The sequence below is a fragment of the Pseudomonas sp. JL23 genome, from assembly GCF_056933585.1.
Genome location: NZ_CM167795.1, coordinates 3,499,134 through 3,521,857, shown reverse-complemented (window position 1 = coordinate 3,521,857; position 22,724 = coordinate 3,499,134). Strand labels below are relative to the sequence as shown.

Below are 22,724 nucleotides of genomic sequence, written 5' to 3'. Positions count from 1 at the left end.
TCAAAAAATGGGTGGTGGCAGACAGTTACAAGCGGGCAGTTCGAGGGCTTTATTACGCTACGCTATCACACAGGGGGCATCGCATCCCATCAATCCCACTACTCCTGACGGACGCTATTTTGTTGTCAAAGTACAGCTGTGGCGCTGCACTAATCCGTCGCTGAACGAAGAGGAACGCCAGCGTTTGGTGAATGACCTTATGGCTGCGCGTCGGGCAGTTAAAGCGGCAAAGGCTTCAGGTGATCTAGGTGAGCTAAAGGTGGCCAGGGCGAGTGTTCACGCTGCCAAGGTAGCGCTTGGTGAGCGAGGCCCAGTCTGGTGGGAGGACGGCGCTCCGGATCTGAACCAGCGCAAGGTGATCGACACGCCCTATGCAGATTGGTACCGAGGCCTCTGATCCTTTAGCTGGAAAAACCCCCGACCGGCTAACGACCTAACGACTACAAATTCTGGCTATCACTCGGAGCGACGGCTAAGGACTCAGTTTAAGGGCTACATTATAGCCCAAGGTCACCGGCAAAGTGCCCGTCAATCACAGCCCCTGAAGCGCGAGAAACGCTGATAAGGTGCCACTGCAACACAACGTACAGATGTTCCCTCATAAGTGCTCTTAATGACACAAAAACCGTCGGATCACTAGGAACCAACTGACCACCCGGATTCAAAGCCTTCTGAAGCGCTTCGACTCCCTCGATTTTGCTGGCTAAAACTAACCTTCCAGAGTTCTCGTATTGGATTGAAAGCGACAACTTGCTGAGCGGCCGTTCGAATAATCCCTGGAATGTGGAACGCACACCAGGCGGCTCAAGCGGTGGTGAATCTGCTGCCATTGCCGCAGGCATGTCGCCCATCGGATTAGGCACCGACCTGGCAATTTCGATACGTGGCCCAGCGGCTCAAACTGGCATTACTTCGATGAAAGCTACCCACGGTAGCGTTCCCATGACGGGTATCTGGCCGCGAGCGCCCCGCCGCTTCTGGCATGTCGGGCCGATGGCTCGTTCAGTTCGTGATATTGCACTAGCGTTTTCTCAATTGACCGGCCCGGATGGTCTCGATGCCTTTTCCAGCAGTGCCACCTCGGCGGATTTAGCTATCGACACTCAATTAGCCCGCCCTCTGCGTGTAGGTTGGATGGTGGGCCCTGGCTACGGCCCGGTCGACCCGCAAGTCGCGGCGACAGTTAAAGCAGCAGCAGAAGCGCTTAAAGCCATCGGCGTCGTTGTCGAACACGTCGGCATTCCTGCGCTGGAGCGGGACTTTGCACTGGACGTATTCAACCGCCTACATGTCATGGAGATGAAACCGGCGTTCAAAAAAGCGACTGCTGGTCGCCGCGATGATGAGATCTACAAGATGGCAAAAACCATGCTCTCTCTACCTGACACTTCTATGCAGGATTTCATCGAAGCTGAGCAAGCTGCGGAACGTATCCGCGATGGTTACGCTGAGTACTTCTCGCGCTACGACGCCCTGATCACTCACGTGCTGCCGATTCCAGCTCATAAGCACGGTGTCGAGACGTTCGTCATCGACGGCCAGACGGTCGATGCGACCTACCTGCAAGGCGCGACAGTTCCGCTCAATGTGGCCGGGTTGCCTGGCATCTCAATGAGGTTTGGCACCAGCAATGATGGACTGCCAATTAACGTGCAGATAGTCGGGGCCTGGCATGCAGAGTCGACGATTTTGCAAGTAGCGGCACTCTTGGAAGGAGTCAGCCAAGTAAGTAACCTGCACCCTTCGCTGTAGAAGACTCTCCGGAAACAGCGCACCGGCCATTGAGCAATCGCTACCTGGCGAGGCTCAACCCGAAATCTAGAAACCGCTGTAGGCGGCCCGATCGGGGCCGCCTACCTAATACCGTTACTCAACATTCGGAAAGCCGGTGAGCGTCCGGTCAGCTCACTTACCGAGCTCGATCATTAGCGATGATGGTGGATATTAGAGAGCGCTTGATTCAAGTGATCTTTCCCGTACGTCGGCCCTAGCGAGAGGTTTCAATCACCACGGTGCACTTTCTTGGTCAAAAAAGAATTTCCCAGTGATGGCTGATGAATCAAGACAGGCTAGCCACACGATACCCGAAGCTGCCTGGGCCACTGTCCGGTAGCCCGAATGCCCATTAAAATCGGTGGCGGTATAGCCTGGGTCAACGGCGTTCACGCGGATACCGAAAGCAGCGAACTCTTTGGAAAATGCAATGGTTACCGCATTCAACGCAGATTTTGAACTGTTGTAACCCATCGCATCGACCCGAGAGTACGGATGTGATGAATCAGAAGTCCAGGTAAGCGAACCTAACCCGCTACTCACCATCACCACAGAGGGATTTTGCGCTGCTTTTAGAAGAGGAAGGAAGGCTTGAGTAACCCGGATTGGCCCAAACACGTTGGTGTCGTAAACATTCTGGATGTCGCCAATGTCTTGCTCACTGGGTGCGATGGGTTGAGCGCCTGATATGCCCGCATTGTTAATAAGGACGTCCAGCTTGCCGTCTTCCTCCAAAACCCGTTCAGACGCCGCCCTAATGCTATCGATGTCGCGCACATCCAGGATGACCAAGCGGGCATCTATACCGTCGGCCAACAGTCGGGATACGGAAAGCGTACCCAGACTTTCGTCGCGGCTACCTAGCCAAACTCGATAACCCAGCATGCCCATTTCACGGGCGGTTTCGAACCCTATACTCTTGTTCGCACCGGTGATAAGAACGTTTTTTTGGCTCATTGCAGAACTCCATTGGCTATACGTTTAGGCCTATCAGCAACACGCTCGACTGGAGCGCATAGCCTGTACGCACTCTTTGTATCGCGCGTGCGGATGATTGATAACCCGCTTGAATCCGAATAGCCTGATCGCTATGGCGAACAATATTGATCAATGCTCTATGGATGACCTATCGATTTTTCTTGCGGTTTTCCACGAAAAAGGATTTCGCACGGCAGCCAAGCGACTTGGCTTGTCGCCATCAACCGTGAGCGAACGGATCTCTGCGCTGGAATCGGGCTTGGGTGTTCCCCTGCTCATCCGTACTACTCGAAGCGTTGTCCCAACTGCGGCAGGGCTTGAGCTGGCAGAGCGAATGGCTCCGCTTCTCGGAGAAATGAGAGCGGTGTTCGCAGATGTCGCCAGTTCACTTCAAGACGTGCGAGGCGTGTTGAAGTTGAACGTGACAGGCGCGGTCATGGTAGACATTCTACCGCCACTCATTGATCGCTTTCTCGCACGCTATCCAGAAGTTCGGATAGAGATAATGGTCGAAGATCGCCTTGTAGACGTCACCGCAGCAGGCTGCGACGCCGGGATACGCTATGGGGAACACCTTGCGCAAGACACCATCGCCGTTCCCATAGGGCCAAGGTTGCAGCAACTTGCCTTGGCTGCCGCCCCGTCCTATCTAACGTCTCGCGGCATCCCCTCACATCCAAGTGAGTTGATGAATCATGATTGCATCCGTCTACGCTATTCCAGCGGAGCAATGGTCAGCTGGGATTTTGTGAACGGTGGGGAAACTCTAAGCATCGATCCCCCTGGTAGATTGGTCATTGGAGTGGACGGGGTTTCAGCCGCTATTGATCTGGCGCGAGGTGGCAAAGGCATAATCGCAACCTTCGAGAACTGGCTGCATCCACATTTCCAAAAGGGTGATCTCCAGCCAGTTCTGAATGAATGGTGGGACACCTTTGAGGGGCCGTGGCTCTATTTTTCCAGTAGATTCATGTCCGCTCCATTACGGGCATTCGTTGATTTCATTGGGCAAGAAACTGAATGATCGCCGCGGTTCGCTTAGCTCTGCCCTCGATCACTCAAGCCATTACTATGATGACCATCGCGCGGCGCGAGACCAGTGCGAGGGAGGGATAGCAGACACGGTCGCACGGCTTCCTTTGAGGGGCCGGCAACAAAAGCAAAAGGGGCGTGCTCACCACTGTGGGAGACGCCCCTGACCGCCATGGTCAATTGGATAGTAGGATGAGTGACATCCACCATGAGCGCTATGGTGGATGCACTATCCCTGACTCGTTAGCTCTTAGGTGCCCCCTGCTCTACCAGTGCGCGCCAAGTTTGAACGCTCGGACGCTCCTGCATTTTCGCGTGCCATGCTTTGAGAGCAACGCATTCTTCTGGAACCGCAAGCTTCACCAGTGATGCGAAGATCATCCCGCCCAAGACCGCAATATCGGCCATGGAAAATTTATCGCCAGCTACAAACGGCCGAGATTTTAGAAGGTTGTCGAAATAGCGCATACCGCGCACGGCCTTCTCGCCCATTTTTGCGCCCCACTCAGCGTTTTGATAAAGCTCGACCTTCGGCCCCAAGCCAGGCGTGGCATGGTGGAAGTAAACGCTCACCGCATCAAGAAACTCGATCTCTGCGCGCTTGGTCATCATGTGGATGAGCCCCTTCTCCAACGGCGTCTCTCCGGTGAGTGACGGATTGCCATCCAGAGTGTCCAGGTACTGCGTGATCGCGGTGCACTCTGCGATCAACGTCCCGTCGGCAAGTTCAAGCACAGGAAGCGTTCCTGAATAGTTGATTGCCAGAAACTCAGGCTCTTTGTGTTCGCCCGTCCAAAGATTCACTGATACGAAATCAATCTTTGGCAGCAGCCCTTTTTCGGCCAGTGCGATGCGCACCCGAGCTGGATAGGGGCCGTCGAACCAGTCGTAGATTTTCATCTGTGGGATGGATGAAACGTCAGCTTGTTGAGATGCGATAGTCATAGCTAGTTACCTGTCTGTCAGTTGGTAGTTTTATATTGCGTTGAGAAAATCCCTTTGTCAACACCTACCTGTCAATTGGCAGTTTGCCCGCACTGGCGTAGGATGGGCCTATCCCACAGGTGAGAAATCAGAGAGAGGTACAAGATGAGCGAGAATGCGCGAGAAGCCATCCTGAAAGCGGCGAAATCCGCTGCGCAGCTACACGGCTATAGTGGGATCAATTTCAGAAGCATCGCAGATGAAGTCGGCATCAAGAACGCGAGTATCTATTACCATTTCCCTAGCAAAGCGGCCTTGGGCTCCGCGGTCGCTCGCCGTTACTGGGAAGACACATCGGCTGCGCTGTCACAAATCCGGACGACTCATTCTGATCCGTGGGAATGCTTGCAGCTGTTTCCATCAATCTTTCGGAAGTCGCTGGAAAATGCTAACCGACTTTGCCTTTCCAGCTTCATGGCGGCCGAATACGAAGATCTGCCTGAAGAGGTTACGGCTGAAGTCAGGGCATTTGCGGACATAAACGTGGCGTGGTTGATCCAAGTGTTGGAAGACGCTGAATGGGGGGATGTGTATTCCCGCGAGCGACGGGCACGTGCGATCTACACGGCCGTCGCCGGCGCGCAACTTATTGCGCGAACGCGCGCGGACATTCACCAATTCGATGATCTGATAGCAAGCTATAAGGAATCCGGACTGATCCCATCCCCCTCTTGATCACGCATCTGGGCCGTGGCCAGTGGCCGCCTTGAATAAGACCTTCTGCATCGCTTGGGGGGGGCTTCCGAAAGCGCGCAGAAATGCTTGACGCATCCGTTCTCGATCTCCAAATCCGGTTTCCCTCGCGACGACTTCGACGGGGTGGCGGCTTGTTTCCATCATGACGCGAGCAGCTTCGACTCGCAGGCTTTCAATAGCTTTTGCTGGCGTCTGACCAGTTTCATCACGGAACACGCGACTAAATTGGCGAGGGCTGAGACGAGCAACTGCTGCCAAGGCTTCCACCGAAAGATCATCAGTCAGGTTCTCACGAGCGTACGCCATGGCCAGTTGCACCCGATCCGATTTGGGGTCAAGTTCAAGCAGGGCAGAAAGCTGTGACTGCTCGCTTCCCCGACGCTGGTAGATCACTAGCTTCCTAGCGATTTGCCTGGCAAGTTCCACACCCAAATCGTTCTCAACCAGCGCCAATGCTAGATCTATTCCGGCACTCATTCCCGCTCCTGTCCAAATCTGGCCGTCTGCTACGTATAACCGATCCTCTTCCAGTTGGATGTGGGGATATCGCTGCTTGAATGCCGGAGCGTGTAGCCAATGGGTGGTCGCGCGCTTCCCGTCAAGCAATCCCGCTTGCGCGAGCACGAAAGCGCCCACGCACAGCGAGACGACACGCCGCGATTGGCTGGACGCGGTCTGCACTAGCTGGATGAGCTCATTCTCAGGAGTGTCAAGTTCCATAAAACCGCTGACGATGATGGTGTCGTATCCCTCGCTCCTCATCGGCAGGCTGACAACGGAAAAGCCTTGGGAAGACATGACGGCACCTCCTTCGGCAGAAACCAAATGAAAGTCGTAGACCTGCTCGCCTCTGAGCAGATTGGCGCATTCGAACACAGAACCCATGGAAAGGCTAAGCGATTGAAAGTTTGGATAAACTACCAGCGCAACGCTGTGCATTACGAATCCCCAAGGTAACGAAAGCGAATCTAATTGTCGACGCCATAGCGCCGGCTGGCAATGCCTCCTGTAATTCTGGGCATGAACGAGGTCGCTATTTCTCAATGTCCGAAATCATTGCGCATACGACATTGTCATCGTACTGGGGCACTCATAACATTCACTCCAACGACCTAGACGACTGGTCTAATGCGAGACGAGGATCATGGGTTCTGCACACGTTGGAACGGTAAAGAAGAATATTCTAGATGTTGCGCAATTGCTGATCAGCAAGAAGGGGTTCACCGCCGTTGGTCTCAATGAAGTGCTTCATGCTGCCCGAGTACCAAAGGGTTCTTTTTATCACTACTTTGGCTCAAAAGATGCCTTCGGCGTTGCCTTGCTAGATGGATACTTTGAAACTTACTTGAACGAAATGACTGCTATATTCGAGCGTCAAGGATTGACCGAGATGGAAAAACTAAACCTCTATTTTTGTCAATGGATAGAAAATCAGACAGGAATGACCGATTCGGGTAAATGCTTGGCAGTCAAGCTTGGTGCGGAAGTGGCTGATCTTTCTGAGCCAATGAGACTAGCGCTGCACAGAGGCACGTCCAAGATTATTGAATGCCTAGCATCAGCAATCTCTCGCCATCAAATATGGGATGGCTTGGCGCCCAGGCACTGCGCGCAGTCTACTGCTCTTCAGCTCTATTCATTGTGGATGGGCGCTAGCGTGATGGCGAAAATCGTGAATAACGCTGAGCCCTTCTCACATGCAATGTCGATAACACGGAAAGTTTTACTTAGCACACACTAAGCATATTTTTACATAAATCCTGATCATTATTCACGCTGTGTGAATGCCAGATCACGCGTCAAAGCTCGGTTTATAAACCAGCGTATGAAATATACAAACTGAAATATTTAATGAATGATCCAATTTATAATCTGGAGAGAAAAAATGAGTAATGCAACTCGCAGCACCGTAACGACCAGTCTGTTTAACGGCCCTTACTATCTAAGTATCGCTGGCAAACTTGTTCAGACAGAAGATAGCTTTGACGTCATGAACCCGGCCAATGGTCAGGTTCTGGCAAAAGCCCCCGCTGGTACACCAGAGCAATTGGATGAAGCCGTTACTGCAGCAAAATCCGCGTTTAAAACTTGGTCGGCGTTGAGCTACGACGAGCGTGAAAAGTATCTGCTCGCTTACGCCAATGCGCTCGAATTTTATCGTGATGAGCTCTCTGAACTGCTGACGCTGGAACAGGGAAAACCTCTGAAAACAATGGCGGAGCCAGAGGTTGATCAGTCCATCTCTTGGATTCGCCAGATTGCAGCACGGCGCATTCCTGTCGAAATCGTCGAAGAAAACGACAGCCATATTGTCGAGTTACATCACACCCCACTCGGCGTGGTCGGCGCAATCACTCCATGGAACTTTCCAGTGCTGCTGGCTCTGTGGAAAGTCGCTCCAGCGCTGCTTACAGGCAACACCATGGTGATCAAACCCTCCCCTTTCACCCCATTGACCACGCTACGTTTTGGCCAAATCGCTCAGTCTGTTCTGCCCGCCGGCGTCCTATCGATTGTATCGGGTGGCAACGAGCTAGGCCCACAGATGACTGCTCACCCGGATATCGCGAAGATCAGTTTCACTGGCTCTACTGAAACCGGCAAACACGTCATTCGATCTGCTGCAAGTACCGTCAAGCGGCTGACTCTGGAAATGGGCGGTAATGACGCAGCTATTGTCCTTCCGGACGCTGACTGGAAATCGATCATCCCCCAATTGTTCTGGGGAGCCATTGGAAACTCGGGTCAATGGTGTGTCGGTATCAAACGTCTCTACATCCATCGTTCTTATCATGACGAGTTCGTGGCCGCATTCGTGGACTTCGCAAAGCAGCAAAAAATGGGCAATGGCCTAGACCCGGCAGTCACTGTCGGCCCTGTGCAGAACAAAATGCAATTCGACAAAGTTCGCGAGTTCCTCGACGACATCAAAGCCAATGGCCAGAAAATTGTTCTGGGTGGGGACATCGATGAATCCCGTCCCGGCTACTTCATCCCAGTGACCGTAGTGGATAACCCGCCTGAGCAGTCGAAGATCGTTCAGGAAGAACAGTTCGGCCCGATCGTCCCAATTATTGTTTACGACGATGTGGACGATGTCGTCGACCGCGCTAACGACAGCCCATTTGGTCTGGGCGGCTCCGTTTGGGGGCGCGATTCTAAAGCTGCAGTAGCCGTCGCTAATCGCTTGGAAACGGGCATGGTCTGGGTCAATGAAATGCACACCCAGGGTGTGGACATTCCATTCGGCGGGCATAAGCAATCTGGTGTTGGCACAGAGGGCGGGCATGAGGGCCGCCTGCTTTTCACCAACCCTAAAACCGTACTGATCAAGAAGTAAACCAGCAGGCGCCCCCTCAAGTGAGGGGGCGCCTAATTTTGCCCTGGTATCACCTTTTTTTGCAGCCCTTTAAGGCCCGCGCACCGCAGTGGCGAGCTATTTATCTTGGATTTCTGGAGCAAATACTGTGCAACATAAAGCATTGTTCACCCCGATCAACCTTGGTCGCCATACCCTAAAAAACCGCATCGCATTTCCGCCCCTCACACGTCAACGAAGCGCGCAGCCTGGTGATGTGGCGTCGGACTTGATGGCCCTCTATTACAAACAGCGGGCTTCGGCAGGGTTTATGGTCAGTGAAGGGACACAGATCGAACCACGCGGACAGGGATATGCGTGGACTCCGGGCATTTATACCCAAGCTCAGATCGACGGATGGCGCAAAGTTACTGAAGTCGTCCATTCCGACGGCGGGGTGATATTCGCCCAACTCTGGCACGTGGGCCGAGTATCGCATGAAGCGTTGCAGCCAAACGGCGCCGCTCCGATTGCACCTTCTGCTGTACCTGCAAAAAATGCCAAAGCGTTCATTGCGACTGGCGAAGGGATCGGTGAATTGGTGTCACCTTCAGTGCCCAGGGCCCTAACTGTTGAAGAGATCAACGAACTGGTCGAGCTATATGCTACCGCTGCTCATAACGCCATCGACGCAGGTTTTGACGGCGTAGAGATCCACGCAGCGAATGGCTATTTGGTCAATCAGTTCATCTCAGAGCACTCAAACCAGCGTAACGACCAATACGGTGGCTCACTAGAGAATCGCTTACGGTTTCTGCGTGAGATTGTTGAAGCTGTAAGCGCAGCAGTGGGGCCACATCGCCTCGGCGTACGTTTTACTCCGCTTTTTTCGAGCACTGACCAGGATCGTGTCTATATCGGGCTGGTCGAAAATGACCCCCATCACACTTATATCGAGGCCATCAAAATTCTCGAAGTATCAGGCGTCGCCTATGTTTCCATTGCCGAAGCTGACTGGGATAACGCCCCTGACCTCCCAGAGGCATTTCGACGTGAAGTGCGTAGTACGTTCAGCGGCCGCATCATTTACGCCGGTCGTTATACCGCGGAACGCGGCGCCCGATTGGTAGAGGCAGGCTTGGCTGATCTGATTGCATTTGGGCGCCCATTTATTGCCAACCCAGATTTGCCTTCGCGGATCGTCAACGGTTGGCCGCTAAATCCGCTGAATCCAGCGACGCTTTATGGGGGAGCCGAAGCTGGCTTCACCGACTATCCCGCCTACGCAAGCTGATCCAAATACACGGACGGAGTTCGTCGAAGACGAGTTCCGTCTTGCCCGGAGATCGAAAAATGTTAGCCGCTATCAAAACTCCACTTGCCGAGCCAGCCCCAAACACGACCTATGAGCATGTTCGCAAACAGCGTTTCTCTACGCCACTAGAACCATCCTACAACCGGCCATCTTTGTTCATATCCATCCTATGCATCGTCCTGGTGGCGCTTGCATTGCGCCCTGCCATTGTGTCCATAGGCCCACTGTTGCCGGACATGATTCAGACGTTCGGCCTTTCCCACACTCAGGCTTCTCTCCTGACTGCGATTCCTACGCTGCTGATGGGACTCATGGCTTTGCCGGCACCATGGTTGGCCCGGCAGTTTGGCCGTGATCGCATAGTCGTGGTGGCATTGCTGGTGCTGATGGTGGCGACTGGGTTGCGTGCATACGCGGGATCCGTCGTCACCCTTTTTTTGGCGACCATTGGAATCGGCGCCGGTATTGCTGTTGCCGGTGCGTTGCTGGCAGGCTTCATCAAAGCCAGCCACCCCACCAAAGTTGCTTTTTTAATGAGTATTTACGCAACGGCTTTGGCACTCGGCAGCACCATCGCTGCGGCATTCACAGGGCCTGTGGTATCAACAGCTGGCGGCTGGAGGCCAGGCGCCAGTGTCTGGGTGATTCCTGCCCTTATTGCAGTTGTCGCGTGGATATACGTCGATCGTCAACGTTTCTCGATTGAAACCGCTAATCATCGTGGCCGCCGGTACGTGATGCCAATTCGAAATCGCACCGCATGGTTTATTGCGCTTTTCTTTGCAAGTAACAACGTCCTCTTCTACGCCTACATCTCTTGGGTAGCGCCCATGTATGTGGAGTATGGAAGATCACCCAGCATGTCGGGGCTGATTTTGGCGAGCTTTACCTTGGCTTTCATGATCGCCAACCCAGTCTTCGGGATACTGAGCCGTAGTGACGACAGGCGTGTTGTACTAGCGGTGACGTCGACCATTGCCCTGATTGGTACAACAGCCATCGCACTTGCCCCCAATGCCATGCCCTTCCTGTCAGTTCCAATCGTGGCGTTTGGCATAGGCGGCGCTTTCACGCTGGGTATGACATTACCGCTAGACAACGCCGACAGCGCAGAAGAAGCGAACGCTTGGAATGCCTTTGTCCTATTGTTCAGTTATACCCTCGCGGCAGCCGGGCCTTTATTGATGGGGTACCTACGTGATACGACAGGCGGCTTTCAGACTTCACAATGGCTAATGGTTGGAGTGAGCGCGCTGATGCTCGCGCTCACTCCATTTCTTCAGCCGTACCGCCAAAGGAAGTCGCATCTACAACAGGCGATGCCGCCCTACTCATGCGAAGCAATGCTTTGAGATGTCGTCAAACACCCATTGCAGTCGCTACCTAGGCTGGATACAGGGCAAACGCCTGTAAATATAGGCATGATTTTCGCTTCGCTGGTCAATCTACATGTGTCTGAAAAATGTGAAGCGTTGCTGACTTGGCATTCAAGGATGCAGGAAAGACCGAAAGTGCGAGAATGGCGAGCGATGGTTGAGCGTGGCGCGCCGCAAATTTGAGGAAGCGTGCATCCGCCATCTCAAACTCGGATGGCGGATGGCGGATGCAGCTTGGCAGGGAAATGATAAGTCGCTTCGCTTACGCCTGTTAGCACGAGCCCCTTCCTACAAAAGCTGGGCTCTTCCACGGAGGAATCACAATGTTGAACGCAGACCAAAACCCCCTATCGGTGAAAATCTGGCCGTTAATCAGATGACCTACGGTATTCATGCGAGTGTTCCTTATTGTTGAGTACGTGGCAGTTACCGATGAAGTGATGAGGCTGGCGGGTGGCGTTGTGGTTACCAGAGGTTGCGATATAGTTCGATCATTTCGTCGATCGAAGGCACGCGGGGATTGTTGCCCGGAGAGCCCGATGCCTGGGCTTGTTCAGCCATGGTTGGCATCAGTTCGAAGAAACGTGAACGACTGATACCAAAACCTTCAGGTGTCGGGACTTGCAGCTCCTCATTGAGAGCCTGCAGTTCGACGAGCAATTTGGTGTTAGCACTTTCGTCACTGTCTTGAGCCGTCGCGACGCCCATGGCCCGGGCACAATCGGCGTAACGCTTTGGGGCACCCGGAATGGAAAAGGCCGTCACACCTGGCAGCAGCATCGCGTTTGAAAGTCCATGAGGAACATGGAATAAAGCCCCAATCGGGCGGCTCATCCCGTGCACTAGCGCGACGGAGGCTGCCGAGAACGCGACACCGGCCAGCGTGGCCCCCAACATCAGCGCCTCGCGCGCTGCAGTGTCCTGGCCTGAGTGATAGGCCAGACGCAGATTCGGGCCTATCAAACGCATCGCAGCCAGTGCCTGGCTGTCACTGTAGAGGTTAGCCTTCAGGCTGACGTAGGCCTCGATGGCGTGGGTCAACGCGTCAATGCCGGTATCGGCCGTGACACGGGCTGGCAGACTGAGTGTCAGCCTGTAGTCGACCAGCGCAGCCACGGGCATAAACCCGATGCCCACGCAGAGCATTTTTTCATCGTTCTGCTCATCGGTGATGATGGTGAAGCGGGTTACTTCCGAACCCGTGCCTGCGGTGGTTGGCACGGCGATGATCGGCAGGCCTTGCTCACTCACTTGACGTGGAAATTTGTAGTCGCGCATCACGCCACCGAACTTAGCGAGAATGCCGATGGCTTTCGCACTGTCGATAGGACTGCCACCTCCCAACGCGATGATACTGTCATAGTCACCCGACCGAGCATATTCAACGCCGGCGCTAATCGAGTCGACCGTGGGCTCAGGCACTGTGTCAGCGAAAACGTCAGCGCTCAACCCCTTGGTTGCAAGCACATCCTGAATACGACTCGCATAACCAAGCTGCACCATCATTTTGTCGGTGATGATCAGTGGCCGTGAACAACCGATACTGGTGAGCACATCTGGAATGGCTTCACTCGCCTTCGCACCTACTTGCAGGATGCGCGGCAGGACTATTTGATTCGACATGTTGCCTCCGGGGTTTCCATGCGGGAACGCCTCTCCCTTGAGAGTTCGTCCCCCAATTGCGATTAGTGATGGAATTCATCCAAGTAGGCGACGTCGAAAATTGCAGTTTTGACTGACCTGTATTCGAGCATGCGTCACCTCAAGGCTGTGGTGCAGAAACCAGGTGACGCAGCTACAGAAGAGTTCCTTCGCAACGTCACTCGGTTTATCTGTTGGACTACACGGATACAGCAGCGATAAGCGCTCTTTCAGCCGCCATCTTGAAGCTCGCGATCTGGTCGAAGTTGAGGTATTTGTAAATGTAGCCGGACATCTTCTCGATCACATCGGCGTAATGCATGTACTCATCCAGGCTAGGTAGCTTGCCGAGGATCGCAGCAACAGATGCAAGCTCCGCCGATGCCAAGTAGACGTTTGCTCCATCCCCCAGCCGATTCGGGAAGTTCCGCGTCGAGGTCGATACCACTGTAGAGTTGGAAGCGACTCGAGCCTGGTTACCCATACACAGCGAACAGCCTGGAATTTCGGTTCGTGCCCCGACGCGCTTGAATATTTCGTAGAAGCCTTCTTTCTGCAGCGGATGCTCTTGAGCAACGGCGTCACGGAAACGCTTACCGGCAGAAATTACAGTCATACCTACCTCCATTATTTTTGTTGAGCGGTGTTCAGTAACTCGAATTCGATGTTGCGGCGCGAAACGCCGATGTGGCGTCGCATCAAAAGATCGGCAAGGCTACGGCAACAGCCCCCACTGGGGCGCTGGCCTTCAGGATGACCAGACTTCTTGGAGAGCAAAAAAGGGCCTGGAGCACGAGTATCCAGGCCAAGGGGGACATTCGATGTGAGATGTACGGCGTCAGGCGATCGCTTTTTGCGGCGCAGCTTTCTCGGCTTCTTCTTTGAGCGTCAACACCAGCGAGGTAGCGTCCAGATCAGCGCCGCCTTTATCGATGTGATTTTTCAGAATCGCATGGGCAGCTTCGGCTGTAGCGATAGTTGCGCCCACTTCCCGCCCAGCGTCCATGGCCAGAGTAAGGTCTTTGGCAAGCAGCCAAGTCTTGAAACCGGCCTTATAGCCCTTCGAGGCAGGAGAGCTTGGGACTACACCCTCGCCCGGGTTCCATACTCGGAAAGTCCAGTTGTCGGCAGTGGAGCGAATCGCAATCTCGAAGAATTCTTTAAGATTGAGGCCCAGGCGCTCGGCCAACGCAGTTGCTTCACAGTTAACAGCCACGCAAACACCCATGATCAAATTGTTGACCACTTTGGCTGCCTGGCCAGCTTCAGGGCCACCAGCATGGGCGACGTACTCACCCATCGGAGAGAGAAGCTCTTTGACGCGGGAAACGTGTGGGTCTTCACAACCGATCATGAAGGTCAGGGTGCCATCAATTGCACCTTCGGTACCGCCGGACACAGGTGCCTCAGCGAAAATCCGCCCAGCGCGTTTGGCAGAAGCATGCAGGGAGCGTGCGTTCTCGATACCAATGGTCGAACAGTCGATTACGACGGTTTCCGACTTGATACTTGCGAAGACACCGTCAGGGCCGGCCAGCACTTCTTTCACTTCTGTGCCAGTTGGCAGCATGGTGAAAACTGCGTCTACGCCTTGGCAGGCTTCAGCAACATTTGCGCAAATCTGAACGCCATTCTTGGCAGCGTTCTCACGAGCAACCGGATCAATGTCCACGCCTTTAACTATATAACCGGCGTTCATCATATGTTTGGACATTGGGATGCCCATAAAACCCAGGCCGATCCAAGCGATAGTCTTCATTTTTATTCTCCAGTGCTGCGGGGTAGTTTTTACTAAATCAAAATATGCATCTGATCAGTCAGGCGCACTAAGATTCAAGTTAACGCTGATCAATCGACTTCAGGTAAGGATTAACACTGACTTCGCTCCATACATCATTCAGGGCGAACGGATCATTGCATTGGAACTGAAGAGCTTGGTCGAGCGTTTCTGCCTCAACAACAAGCATACTGCCAATTTTCTTGTCGCTATCCACCGAAGTGTAAGGCCCTGCGATCAGGATTTTGATAGGGGCGCTTTTCAAATAAGCGCGATGCGCATCATAGAACTCATCGCGTCTAGTTGGAGTAGACGGATTATCCTTGCAGTAGATGACATATAGCATGCTGCACCTATTATTATTGAATTGTATCTGTATACGAACTTAGGCACTTAAAAATGTCTTCACTCGATGAAATTAACAGTACGCCCGCCGGTTGCGCCTTCACAACGTAATAAACACACATCCGGCGTGCAAAAAAACACTGATGGAGGTGCTGGCCATTAGCGAATTTTTCATAGGAAGATCTCCCGGTTGGCATCCACCTGCTCCGCGATGAACCTGGCTACCTCGCGGATGTGCGCCGCCTTCCGGTGATCCTCATGGACGTGCATGTAAAAGGAGCGCTTGATGCTGACCTCTTCTGGGAGCACGGGGATTAGGTTGGGGAATGACGTTGCGATGTAGGATGGAAGGATGCCCAGCACCTTCCCTCCCAAGACCGTATGCACCTGGGTGAGTAGGTTCGTACTGCGAAGGCGCGAGACAAGCTCTACCTCCAGACCGCTGGAGAAATTGAGCTGGGGTGCGAACAGGAGATCCTCGACATAGCCTATGAAGGGATGCTGCTCGAGATCTTTCTGGCTTCGTATCGGAGGAGACTCGTCAAGGTACTGACGGGTTGCATAGATCTGAAGTCGGTAGTCAGTCAGACGGCGAGAGGCGACCCGCATGTGTTCTGCACTCGCCAAGCTGATGCCGATGTCAGCTTCTCTCTTGGAGAGACTAAACACCCGCGCTGCCGCGTAGATTTCCACCTCGAGGTTGGGATACTTCCTTGTCAACTCTGCCATTCTAGGCGCCAGGAATACGCTCCCGAATCCATCTGGAGCACCAATCCTGACTAGACCTGAAACTTGCCCTGGATCAGTCTCGTCACTTTTATAGGAGAGCAAAATGCTTTCCATGCTTTCGACTGCATTGAGTACCCTCTCCCCTTCAGGAGTTAACTCATATCCAGAATTGCTCTTGTGAAACAGCCTTATTTTCAAGCCTTCTTCCAAGGCTGAAATATGACGTGCAACCGTTGTATGCTCTGTACCTAATCTCTCGGCAGCGCCCGACAAGGTACCAGCCCTCGCCACGGCCAAAAAATATCGAAAGTCATCCCAGTTTTCATTTTTTTGTTTTTTTGCCATAACTCAACTCTCAATCACGGTACTCACTTACCCCTCCAAATCCTCCCAAGGTGCCCTGACAGTAAATCGGGACTCAATGAAGGCTTTGAAAGCATCAACTTTCGCAGAGGTGTAAGCAGATGACGGCCTAACAAGGTAAACGCCTGAGTCGGTACTGAATGTCCACTTGGGTAAGACACGAACCAGCTTGCCGCTGGTGATCGCTCTGGCCATCAACCAGATACTGCCAGCCACGATACCCAAACCATGAGTGGCAGCGATGAGCAGGCCTTCGTTGTCGTTGCTTTTGATCGACCCCTTAGGCCGAATGGTGACAGCCTTGCCTTCCGACACGAGTCGCCAATCAGGGAAGGTACTAAATCCTGTATAAGAAAGGCATTGGTGATTGACTAAGTCGTGGGGGTGCTCGGGCGCTCCGCGTTGCTCGATGTATTCAGGCGAAGCGCACAGGATGCGTGTTTGATCGCAAAGCTTGCGCGCGATCAGCCGGCTATCCGGCAGATCACCGATGCGTATGGCCAAGTCATATCCCTTCGAGACGATATCAACAAAATCATCGGTGTACTCGAGCTCCAGAGACAGATGAGGATGCCGCTTGGCGAATTCAGCGATCAACGGGCTCAACCACATACGGCCCATAGCTGATGGCAGGGATAACCTGAGCGTTCCTTGGATCTCCGAAGAGTCCTGCAACGCTTCAGACTGAGCCTCGCCTATCAACCGAGCAGCGGCGCGGATGTTCTCGACGAAACGAGCACCTACGTCGGTGAACCGAACAGCCCGGGTCGTCCTCTCAACCAACCGAACACCCAGCCTCATTTCCAACGCGGAGATCCGCTTGGATAAAACGGATGGATGCCGCTCGAGAACCTTCGCCGCCGCTGAAAACGTTTGATGGTCAGCAAGCGCAAGGATTGCTGAGAGCTCATCGGCTTTACGGCTATCGAACGGATCCATCTACAACCTCAATAATGAAAATTTGCTGTTTAAGGGATCAGCACAATCGAACCTTTGGAATGGCCATGCTCGATGTCCTGCTGTGCCTTGCCAGCATCCTTCAGCGGATAGGTTTTAGATACATGAGCCTTGATGATGCCTTTGGCAAGGGCGTCCATTACGTCACCTGCACGTTCTTTGTAAGCCTCAGCCGTTGCGACATGTGCAACCAAGCCAGGTCGTGTGAGGTACAACGAGCCTTTAGCGTTGAGTGTTCCAACCGCTACAGGATCCGGAACGCCACTTGTAATGCCGTAGGAAACCATAAGGCCGCGCACCCTTAGGCAGTCCAGCGAAGTCTCGAAAGTTTGCTTGCCAACCCCGTCGTATACAACATCCGCTTTTTTACCACCTGTGGCTTCTTGGACGTTGGCTGCCAGAGTGGCGCTGTCGAAGATGAAGACGTGATCACAGCCGGCAGCGCGCGCTCTTTCAATACTCGCTTCCTTCGAGACCACCCCAATTACGTTGGCGCCCAAGTGTTTCGCCCATGCTGCCAAAATCTGGCCTACGCCGCCGGCTGCACCATAGAGGAGTATGTTGGTGCCTTTGGTCACCGGGTAGGTGGTTTTGATCAGGTATTGCGCGGTGATGCCTTTGAAGAGAACAGCAGCCGCTTCTTCGAAGCTCACGTTTTCCGGCAGCTTCACCAAGCGCTCTGCAGGAAAGAGCCTGGAGGCTGCATAGCTACCAATCGGGCCAGTGGCATAGGCCACTCGATCACCCACTTTGAAATTCGTGACGTTGGGGCCAACTGCCTCGACTACCCCGGCGCCTTCCAGGCCAATACCAGAGGGAAGCGGAATCTTCACCTCACCACGGCGTTGACTGATATCCAACGGGTTCACCCCCACCGCGTACTGCTTGAGACGCACTTGTCCTTCTGCAGGCTCACCCACTTGGACGCTGTCCAGGTGAAGCTGTTCTGCATCGCCGAAGCTTTCAAAACGCACTGTATCAACCATGACTCATCTCCAGTGATTGCACTGCACCAAAGGTCGCACCTTGCACCTGGTGCAACAAGCCATATCCAACGCACTACAGAACTGCACCATATGCACCAATTTCCTTCAATTCCCTTCCCATCATCAGTTGAAACGGCTGTGCAGTAGGTAGGTGGCGACTAGCGAGACATTCCCCATTTTTTGCACATCCATTGAGCAGATTCTGCTCTGTGCCGCTGACTACGCCACTCATAGACTCAGCTCCACTACCAAAATTAACTGGAGATTTTGCCCCCGCTGTCCGCAACACGAACCATCGAGAATTACCGAGTTATCGGGGCGCCTGCTTCAGATAAGTCCAACGATGGCGGCCACTCGATTGGCCGGCAGTCAAGAACAAAAACAAAAACAAAAACAAAACGAGCCCACTGGGCCGAGGAACTGCAAATGAATGAGATAGCCCAAGAGCGCTCAGTCGGCGCTGACGATATAGGACGCCAAGACAAGAAAGTGATTTTCGCCTCTTCTCTCGGCACGATCTTCGAGTGGTACGATTTCTTCCTGTATGGCGCCATGGCGGCCATCATTGGCAAGCACTTCTTCTCAGGTGTAAACGACACCACCGCCTTCATCTTCGCACTGATGACCTTCGCTGCCGGCTTCCTAGTGAGACCGTTCGGTGCGTTGGTGTTTGGTCGGCTGGGCGACATGATCGGCAGGAAATATACCTTCATGGCCACCATCGTCCTGATGGGCCTGTCGACCTTTCTGGTGGGCATTCTCCCGACCTATGCGTCGTGGGGGATCGCAGCTCCAATCCTCCTCGTCGTTCTGCGCATGCTTCAGGGTCTGGCCCTAGGTGGCGAGTACGGCGGCGCCGCAACTTACGTGGCTGAGCATGCCCCAAGGGACAAGCGCGGCATGTTCACCGGCTGGATTCAATCCACTGCGACCTTCGGATTGCTGCTTTCCCTTCTGGTCATCCTGATCTGCCGCAAAGTCACCGGTGATCAGTTCGAGGAATGGGGCTGGCGTATCCCGTTCCTTCTGTCCCTTATCATGGTGGGTATCTCGGCCTGGATTCGTATGAGCATGCATGAGTCGCCCTCCTTCAAAAAAATGAAGGAAGAAGGCACAACCAGCAGCTCGCCTATCCGTGACGCATTCGGTTCTTGGCAGAACCTGAAGGTCGTACTCACCGCGCTGTTCGGCATCAACGCTGGCCAAGCCGTGACCTTCTACACCTCGCAGTTCTACGTATTGTTCTTCATGACACAGTTCTTGAAGATGGATCCGGCGCAGTCCAACACGCTGTTGATCATCAGCGTCGTGATCGGAGCACCGTTCTTCGTCATCTTCGGCTCGCTCTCCGATCGGATTGGCCGCAAGCCGATTCTGATGGTAGGCCTTCTTCTTGCCACCCTGCTGTACTTCCCATTGTTCAAAGCCCTGAGCTACTACGGGAACCCACAAATCTCGCAGGCTAGCGCCAGCTCACCTGTCACCGTAACGGCTGACCCCGCGTCGTGCACGTTCCAATTCGACCCGGTTGGCAAAGCTAAATTTGATAGCCCATGCGACAAGACCAGAACCTATCTGGCCAAGATGGGTATTCCATATGAGTCCGTCGCGGGCCCAGTGGGTAGTGAAATCAAGATCGCCATTGGCAGCACAGTGCTGACCGGCTTCGATGCCGAGACTATCAAGAAGGTAACCGTAGACGCTGGTTACCCGACCAGCGCTGACCCGGCCCAAGTGAACAAGCCAATGGTGGTCGCCATCATCGTAGCCTTGATCCTCATTGCCTGTATGACCTACGGCCCACTGGCAGCAACGATGGTCGAGCTCTTCCCAACCCGCATCCGTTACACCTCGATGTCCCTGCCCTACCACATCGGTAACGGCTGGTTTGGAGGTCTGCTGCCGACCATTTCCTTCGCCCTGGTAGTTTACACCGGCGATATCTACTACGGCCTCTGGTACCCCGTACTTATCACCGGCGTAAGCCTCGTAATCGGCGTCATTGCTCTCAAAGAGACAAAGAACGTCGACCTTGATGCCGTCGAAACCAATAAGTAAAAGCTCGTTTTCAGTCTGTAACCCAAGGAGACACTCATGAATGCTTCGCTGAACAAGAACGACACCACAGTGGCTCAGGTCAAATTGCTGATCAACGGTGACTGGGTCGATTCCAAAACCACCGAGTGGCTCGATGTGGTTAACCCTGCCTCGCAAGAAGTGCTGGCGAAAGTCCCATTGGCTACCCAGGAAGAAGTGAAGGCCGCGATTGACTCTGCCCAGCGCGCCTTCCAAAGCTGGAAAAAGACACCGCTCGGCGCCCGCATGCGCATCATGCTCAAGCTACAGGCCCTGATCCGCGAAAACTCCAAGCGCATCGCTGCTGTCCTGAGCGCTGAACAAGGCAAGACCATTGCAGATGCCGAAGGCGACATCTTCCGTGGCCTGGAAGTGGTGGAACACGCCTGCTCGATCGGCACCCTGCAAATGGGCGAGTTCGCGGAGAGCGTTGCCGGTGGTGTAGACACCTATACCCTTCGCCAACCGATCGGCGTGTGCGCCGGTATCACACCGTTCAACTTCCCAGCCATGATCCCACTGTGGATGTTCCCGATGGCTATCGTCACCGGCAACACGTTCGTTCTGAAGCCTTCTGAGCAAGATCCACTATCCACCATGATGTTGGTGGAACTAGGGCTCGAGGCCGGTATTCCTGCAGGTGTGCTGAACGTAGTGCACGGTGGCAAAGAAGTCGTTGATGCTCTGTGCACCAATCCGGACATCCAAGCGATCTCTTTCGTCGGTTCGACTCACGTCGGCACCCACGTCTACAACCTGGGCAGCCAGCACGGCAAGCGTGTTCAGTCGATGATGGGCGCTAAAAACCACGCGGTGGTGCTGCCTGATGCGAACCGCGAGCATACCTTGAACGCGCTGGTGGGTGCTGGGTTCGGTGCTGCCGGCCAACGTTGCATGGCCACCTCGGTCATCGTACTTGTAGGTGAGGCGCGCAACTGGCTGCCGGACATCAAAGAACTGGCTCTGAAGCTGAAAGTGAACGCAGGCTCCGAGCCTGGTACTGACATCGGCCCAGTAATCTCAAAGCGTGCCAAGCAGCGCATCCTGGATCTGATCGAAAGTGGTGTCCGTCAAGGCGCCAAGCTGGAAATGGATGGTCGCGATATCAAGGTTCCTGGCTACGAAAACGGCAACTTCATAGGCCCGACCCTATTCTCGGGTGTCACCACCGAGATGGACATCTATACCCAGGAAATCTTCGGCCCTGTGCTCGTGGTACTGGAAGCTGAAACCCTGGATGACGCGATCGAATTGGTAAACGCCAACCCGTTCGGTAACGGCGTAGGTCTGTTCACTCAAAGCGGCGCTGCTGCTCGCAAGTTCCAAAGCGAGATCGATGTCGGCCAGGTTGGTATTAACATCCCAATCCCGGTACCTGTTCCTGCCTTCAGCTTCACCGGCTCGCGTGGCTCCAAACTGGGCGACCTGGGCCCATACGGCAAGCAAGTCGTGCAGTTCTACACCCAGACCAAAACCGTCACCAGCCGATGGTTCGACGACAAAACCGTGAATGACGGTGTGAACACCACCATCACACTGAAGTAAGCTCATTAGCGCCTGCCCGGCACCTTGCTGGGCAGGCGTTCGTGCTGACGTCCTCGGCCACTATCAAGCCAGCACCCTCCCCGCGCAACACCTCTTCTCACAAATCGATGAAATCCTGAGCAACACGGTACAGAAGACTTACCGAGTCTAGATGCGCCCGCTCAAGCTAACAGCCTCGCAATCATCGGTGAAAGCACTACCATAAGAACACCACTAAAAATCATCGTCAGACTCGCCACAGCCCCCTCTTCGTGACCAAGGCCTCGTGCAATGCTCAACCCAAATCCGTGCGCTGCAGTGCCGAGTGGGGCTCCTTTGGCCAATCGACTACGCAGCGGTATCAAGGTCAAAATCAGCTCGCCGAGGACAATCCCGAACAAGCCGGTGATGACCACGAAGACACCGGTCAGCTGTGCGGTACCGCCAAGGTTCGCAGTCGCTTCCAAAGCAAATGGCGTAGAAACCGATCGGGAAAGCAGACTGCGTGTGATCTCATCATCCAGACTCAGAGTCTGGGCAACCAAGAGCGTCACCACGACCGAAACCGCAATGCTCACTAAGCTGCCCCCTACCAGGGCCATCCAATATTTCCGGACGATCCGACGGTTCTGATAAATCGGTAGAGCGAACGCTACCGTTGCCGGCCCAAGAAGCCAGACCAGCCACTGAGTATCCTTGAAATAGAGCGGATAGCTGGAGGACGTCGCTTGTACCAGAGCGATCAGCAAGATCGACGTCGGAATCGCGGGAATCAACCAGATGCGTTGATGCTTTTTGTAGACAGCCTGGTTACCGTAGAACACCGCAATCGTGACAAACAGAAAAACCAGGGAGAGCATGGAATCTTTCATGA

At 54.0% G+C, this 22,724-nt stretch carries 20 protein-coding genes and 1 pseudogene; 10 read left to right on the top strand and 11 right to left on the bottom strand.

All coding sequences use genetic code 11. The features are described from left to right. Positions 1-88 precede the first annotated feature (88 nt). Positions 89-397, top strand: a complete 309-nt coding sequence (locus AC1Z24_RS16305) for a hypothetical protein (protein ID WP_483746642.1) — start codon at positions 89-91, stop codon at positions 395-397. Positions 398-696: 299 nt separating this feature from the next. Next, on the top strand, positions 697-1,752 hold the full coding sequence (locus tag AC1Z24_RS16300; protein ID WP_483741745.1) for an amidase: 1,056 nt from the start codon (positions 697-699) through the stop codon (positions 1,750-1,752). 252 nt (positions 1,753-2,004) lie between these two features. On the opposite strand, the gene AC1Z24_RS16295 is transcribed toward AC1Z24_RS16300, so the two are convergent. Continuing rightward, positions 2,005-2,730 (bottom strand): SDR family oxidoreductase, encoded by a 726-nt coding sequence (locus AC1Z24_RS16295; protein ID WP_483741744.1) that lies wholly within the window; start codon positions 2,728-2,730, stop codon positions 2,005-2,007. A gap of 109 nt (positions 2,731-2,839) precedes the next feature. Between AC1Z24_RS16295 and AC1Z24_RS16290 the strand changes: the two genes are divergently transcribed. After that, on the top strand, positions 2,840-3,775 hold the full coding sequence (locus tag AC1Z24_RS16290) for a LysR family transcriptional regulator (RefSeq protein ID WP_483741743.1): 936 nt from the start codon (positions 2,840-2,842) through the stop codon (positions 3,773-3,775). A 251-nt stretch (positions 3,776-4,026) separates the two neighbouring features. Here AC1Z24_RS16290 and AC1Z24_RS16285 read toward each other — a convergent pair whose 3' ends face one another. Continuing rightward, the gene (locus AC1Z24_RS16285) at positions 4,027-4,683 is read right to left on the bottom strand and encodes a glutathione S-transferase (RefSeq protein WP_483746641.1); all 657 of its coding nucleotides are present in this window, start codon (positions 4,681-4,683) and stop codon (positions 4,027-4,029) included. Between the two features lie 189 nt (positions 4,684-4,872). Here AC1Z24_RS16285 and AC1Z24_RS16280 point away from each other — a divergent pair, with 189 nt between their 5' ends. Beyond that, the gene (locus tag AC1Z24_RS16280; protein ID WP_483741742.1) at positions 4,873-5,442 is read left to right on the top strand and encodes a TetR/AcrR family transcriptional regulator; all 570 of its coding nucleotides are present in this window, start codon (positions 4,873-4,875) and stop codon (positions 5,440-5,442) included. Here AC1Z24_RS16280 and AC1Z24_RS16275 read toward each other — a convergent pair whose 3' ends face one another. Beyond that, a complete protein-coding gene (locus AC1Z24_RS16275; RefSeq protein ID WP_483741741.1) occupies positions 5,443-6,402 on the bottom strand; it encodes a GlxA family transcriptional regulator in 960 nt (319 codons plus the stop codon). 205 nt (positions 6,403-6,607) lie between these two features. Between AC1Z24_RS16275 and AC1Z24_RS16270 the strand changes: the two genes are divergently transcribed. The 4 genes from AC1Z24_RS16270 to AC1Z24_RS16255 all read left to right on the top strand — a co-directional run bounded on the left by AC1Z24_RS16270 (position 6,608) and on the right by AC1Z24_RS16255 (position 11,428). After that, complete coding sequence (locus AC1Z24_RS16270; RefSeq protein WP_483741740.1) at positions 6,608-7,204, top strand: TetR/AcrR family transcriptional regulator; 597 nt, start codon at positions 6,608-6,610, stop codon at positions 7,202-7,204. Positions 7,205-7,348: 144 nt separating this feature from the next. Continuing rightward, complete coding sequence (locus AC1Z24_RS16265) at positions 7,349-8,803, top strand: aldehyde dehydrogenase family protein (RefSeq protein ID WP_483741739.1); 1,455 nt, start codon at positions 7,349-7,351, stop codon at positions 8,801-8,803. Positions 8,804-8,930: 127 nt separating this feature from the next. Beyond that, the gene (locus AC1Z24_RS16260) at positions 8,931-10,055 is read left to right on the top strand and encodes an alkene reductase (protein WP_483741738.1); all 1,125 of its coding nucleotides are present in this window, start codon (positions 8,931-8,933) and stop codon (positions 10,053-10,055) included. 59 nt (positions 10,056-10,114) lie between these two features. Then, positions 10,115-11,428 (top strand): MFS transporter, encoded by a 1,314-nt coding sequence (locus tag AC1Z24_RS16255; protein ID WP_483741737.1) that lies wholly within the window; start codon positions 10,115-10,117, stop codon positions 11,426-11,428. A gap of 489 nt (positions 11,429-11,917) precedes the next feature. Here AC1Z24_RS16255 and AC1Z24_RS16250 read toward each other — a convergent pair whose 3' ends face one another. From AC1Z24_RS16250 to AC1Z24_RS16220, 7 genes and pseudogenes are all read right to left on the bottom strand, one after another. Continuing rightward, complete coding sequence (locus AC1Z24_RS16250; RefSeq protein ID WP_483741736.1) at positions 11,918-13,075, bottom strand: iron-containing alcohol dehydrogenase; 1,158 nt, start codon at positions 13,073-13,075, stop codon at positions 11,918-11,920. A gap of 217 nt (positions 13,076-13,292) precedes the next feature. Further along, positions 13,293-13,658 (bottom strand): annotated as a pseudogene (locus AC1Z24_RS16245) (aconitase family protein); the annotation flags it as partial. 273 nt (positions 13,659-13,931) lie between these two features. Further along, positions 13,932-14,852, bottom strand: a complete 921-nt coding sequence (locus tag AC1Z24_RS16240) for an NAD(P)-dependent oxidoreductase (protein WP_483741735.1) — start codon at positions 14,850-14,852, stop codon at positions 13,932-13,934. Between the two features lie 79 nt (positions 14,853-14,931). Next, a complete protein-coding gene (locus AC1Z24_RS16235; protein WP_483741734.1) occupies positions 14,932-15,216 on the bottom strand; it encodes a YciI family protein in 285 nt (94 codons plus the stop codon). 170 nt (positions 15,217-15,386) lie between these two features. Next, positions 15,387-16,289: a LysR family transcriptional regulator gene (locus tag AC1Z24_RS16230; protein ID WP_483741733.1), complete on the bottom strand. Its 903-nt coding sequence runs from the start codon at positions 16,287-16,289 to the stop codon at positions 15,387-15,389. Positions 16,290-16,316: 27 nt separating this feature from the next. Further along, positions 16,317-17,246 carry a LysR family transcriptional regulator gene (locus AC1Z24_RS16225; protein WP_483741732.1) on the bottom strand — a complete coding sequence of 310 codons (930 nt, stop codon included), beginning with the start codon at positions 17,244-17,246 and terminating at the stop codon, positions 16,317-16,319. Positions 17,247-17,275: 29 nt separating this feature from the next. Further along, complete coding sequence (locus tag AC1Z24_RS16220) at positions 17,276-18,250, bottom strand: quinone oxidoreductase family protein (RefSeq protein ID WP_483741731.1); 975 nt, start codon at positions 18,248-18,250, stop codon at positions 17,276-17,278. 426 nt (positions 18,251-18,676) lie between these two features. Between AC1Z24_RS16220 and AC1Z24_RS16215 the strand changes: the two genes are divergently transcribed. Next, a complete protein-coding gene (locus tag AC1Z24_RS16215; protein ID WP_483741730.1) occupies positions 18,677-20,308 on the top strand; it encodes an MFS transporter in 1,632 nt (543 codons plus the stop codon). Between the two features lie 36 nt (positions 20,309-20,344). After that, positions 20,345-21,871, top strand: a complete 1,527-nt coding sequence (locus AC1Z24_RS16210) for a CoA-acylating methylmalonate-semialdehyde dehydrogenase (protein ID WP_483741729.1) — start codon at positions 20,345-20,347, stop codon at positions 21,869-21,871. 161 nt (positions 21,872-22,032) lie between these two features. On the opposite strand, the gene AC1Z24_RS16205 is transcribed toward AC1Z24_RS16210, so the two are convergent. Continuing rightward, complete coding sequence (locus tag AC1Z24_RS16205; RefSeq protein ID WP_483741728.1) at positions 22,033-22,722, bottom strand: LrgB family protein; 690 nt, start codon at positions 22,720-22,722, stop codon at positions 22,033-22,035. Between the last annotated feature and the right edge of the window lie 2 nt (positions 22,723-22,724).

Bases quoted from the DNA above. Each gene is read 5' to 3' on its own strand.
- AC1Z24_RS16295 (WP_483741744.1), bottom strand. From the start codon at position 2,730: ATGAGCCAAAAAAACGTTCTTATCACCGGTGCGAACAAGAGTATAGGG.
- AC1Z24_RS16285 (WP_483746641.1), bottom strand. From the start codon at position 4,683: ATGAAAATCTACGACTGGTTCGACGGCCCCTATCCAGCTCGGGTGCGC.
- AC1Z24_RS16280 (WP_483741742.1), top strand. From the start codon at position 4,873: ATGAGCGAGAATGCGCGAGAAGCCATCCTGAAAGCGGCGAAATCCGCT.
- AC1Z24_RS16275 (WP_483741741.1), bottom strand. From the start codon at position 6,402: ATGCACAGCGTTGCGCTGGTAGTTTATCCAAACTTTCAATCGCTTAGC.
- AC1Z24_RS16270 (WP_483741740.1), top strand. From the start codon at position 6,608: ATGGGTTCTGCACACGTTGGAACGGTAAAGAAGAATATTCTAGATGTT.
- AC1Z24_RS16265 (WP_483741739.1), top strand. From the start codon at position 7,349: ATGAGTAATGCAACTCGCAGCACCGTAACGACCAGTCTGTTTAACGGC.
- AC1Z24_RS16255 (WP_483741737.1), top strand. From the start codon at position 10,115: ATGTTAGCCGCTATCAAAACTCCACTTGCCGAGCCAGCCCCAAACACG.
- AC1Z24_RS16250 (WP_483741736.1), bottom strand. From the start codon at position 13,075: ATGTCGAATCAAATAGTCCTGCCGCGCATCCTGCAAGTAGGTGCGAAG.
- AC1Z24_RS16240 (WP_483741735.1), bottom strand. From the start codon at position 14,852: ATGAAGACTATCGCTTGGATCGGCCTGGGTTTTATGGGCATCCCAATG.
- AC1Z24_RS16235 (WP_483741734.1), bottom strand. From the start codon at position 15,216: ATGCTATATGTCATCTACTGCAAGGATAATCCGTCTACTCCAACTAGA.
- AC1Z24_RS16230 (WP_483741733.1), bottom strand. From the start codon at position 16,289: ATGGCAAAAAAACAAAAAAATGAAAACTGGGATGACTTTCGATATTTT.
- AC1Z24_RS16225 (WP_483741732.1), bottom strand. From the start codon at position 17,246: ATGGATCCGTTCGATAGCCGTAAAGCCGATGAGCTCTCAGCAATCCTT.
- AC1Z24_RS16220 (WP_483741731.1), bottom strand. From the start codon at position 18,250: ATGGTTGATACAGTGCGTTTTGAAAGCTTCGGCGATGCAGAACAGCTT.
- AC1Z24_RS16215 (WP_483741730.1), top strand. From the start codon at position 18,677: ATGAATGAGATAGCCCAAGAGCGCTCAGTCGGCGCTGACGATATAGGA.
- AC1Z24_RS16210 (WP_483741729.1), top strand. From the start codon at position 20,345: ATGAATGCTTCGCTGAACAAGAACGACACCACAGTGGCTCAGGTCAAA.
- AC1Z24_RS16205 (WP_483741728.1), bottom strand. From the start codon at position 22,722: ATGAAAGATTCCATGCTCTCCCTGGTTTTTCTGTTTGTCACGATTGCG.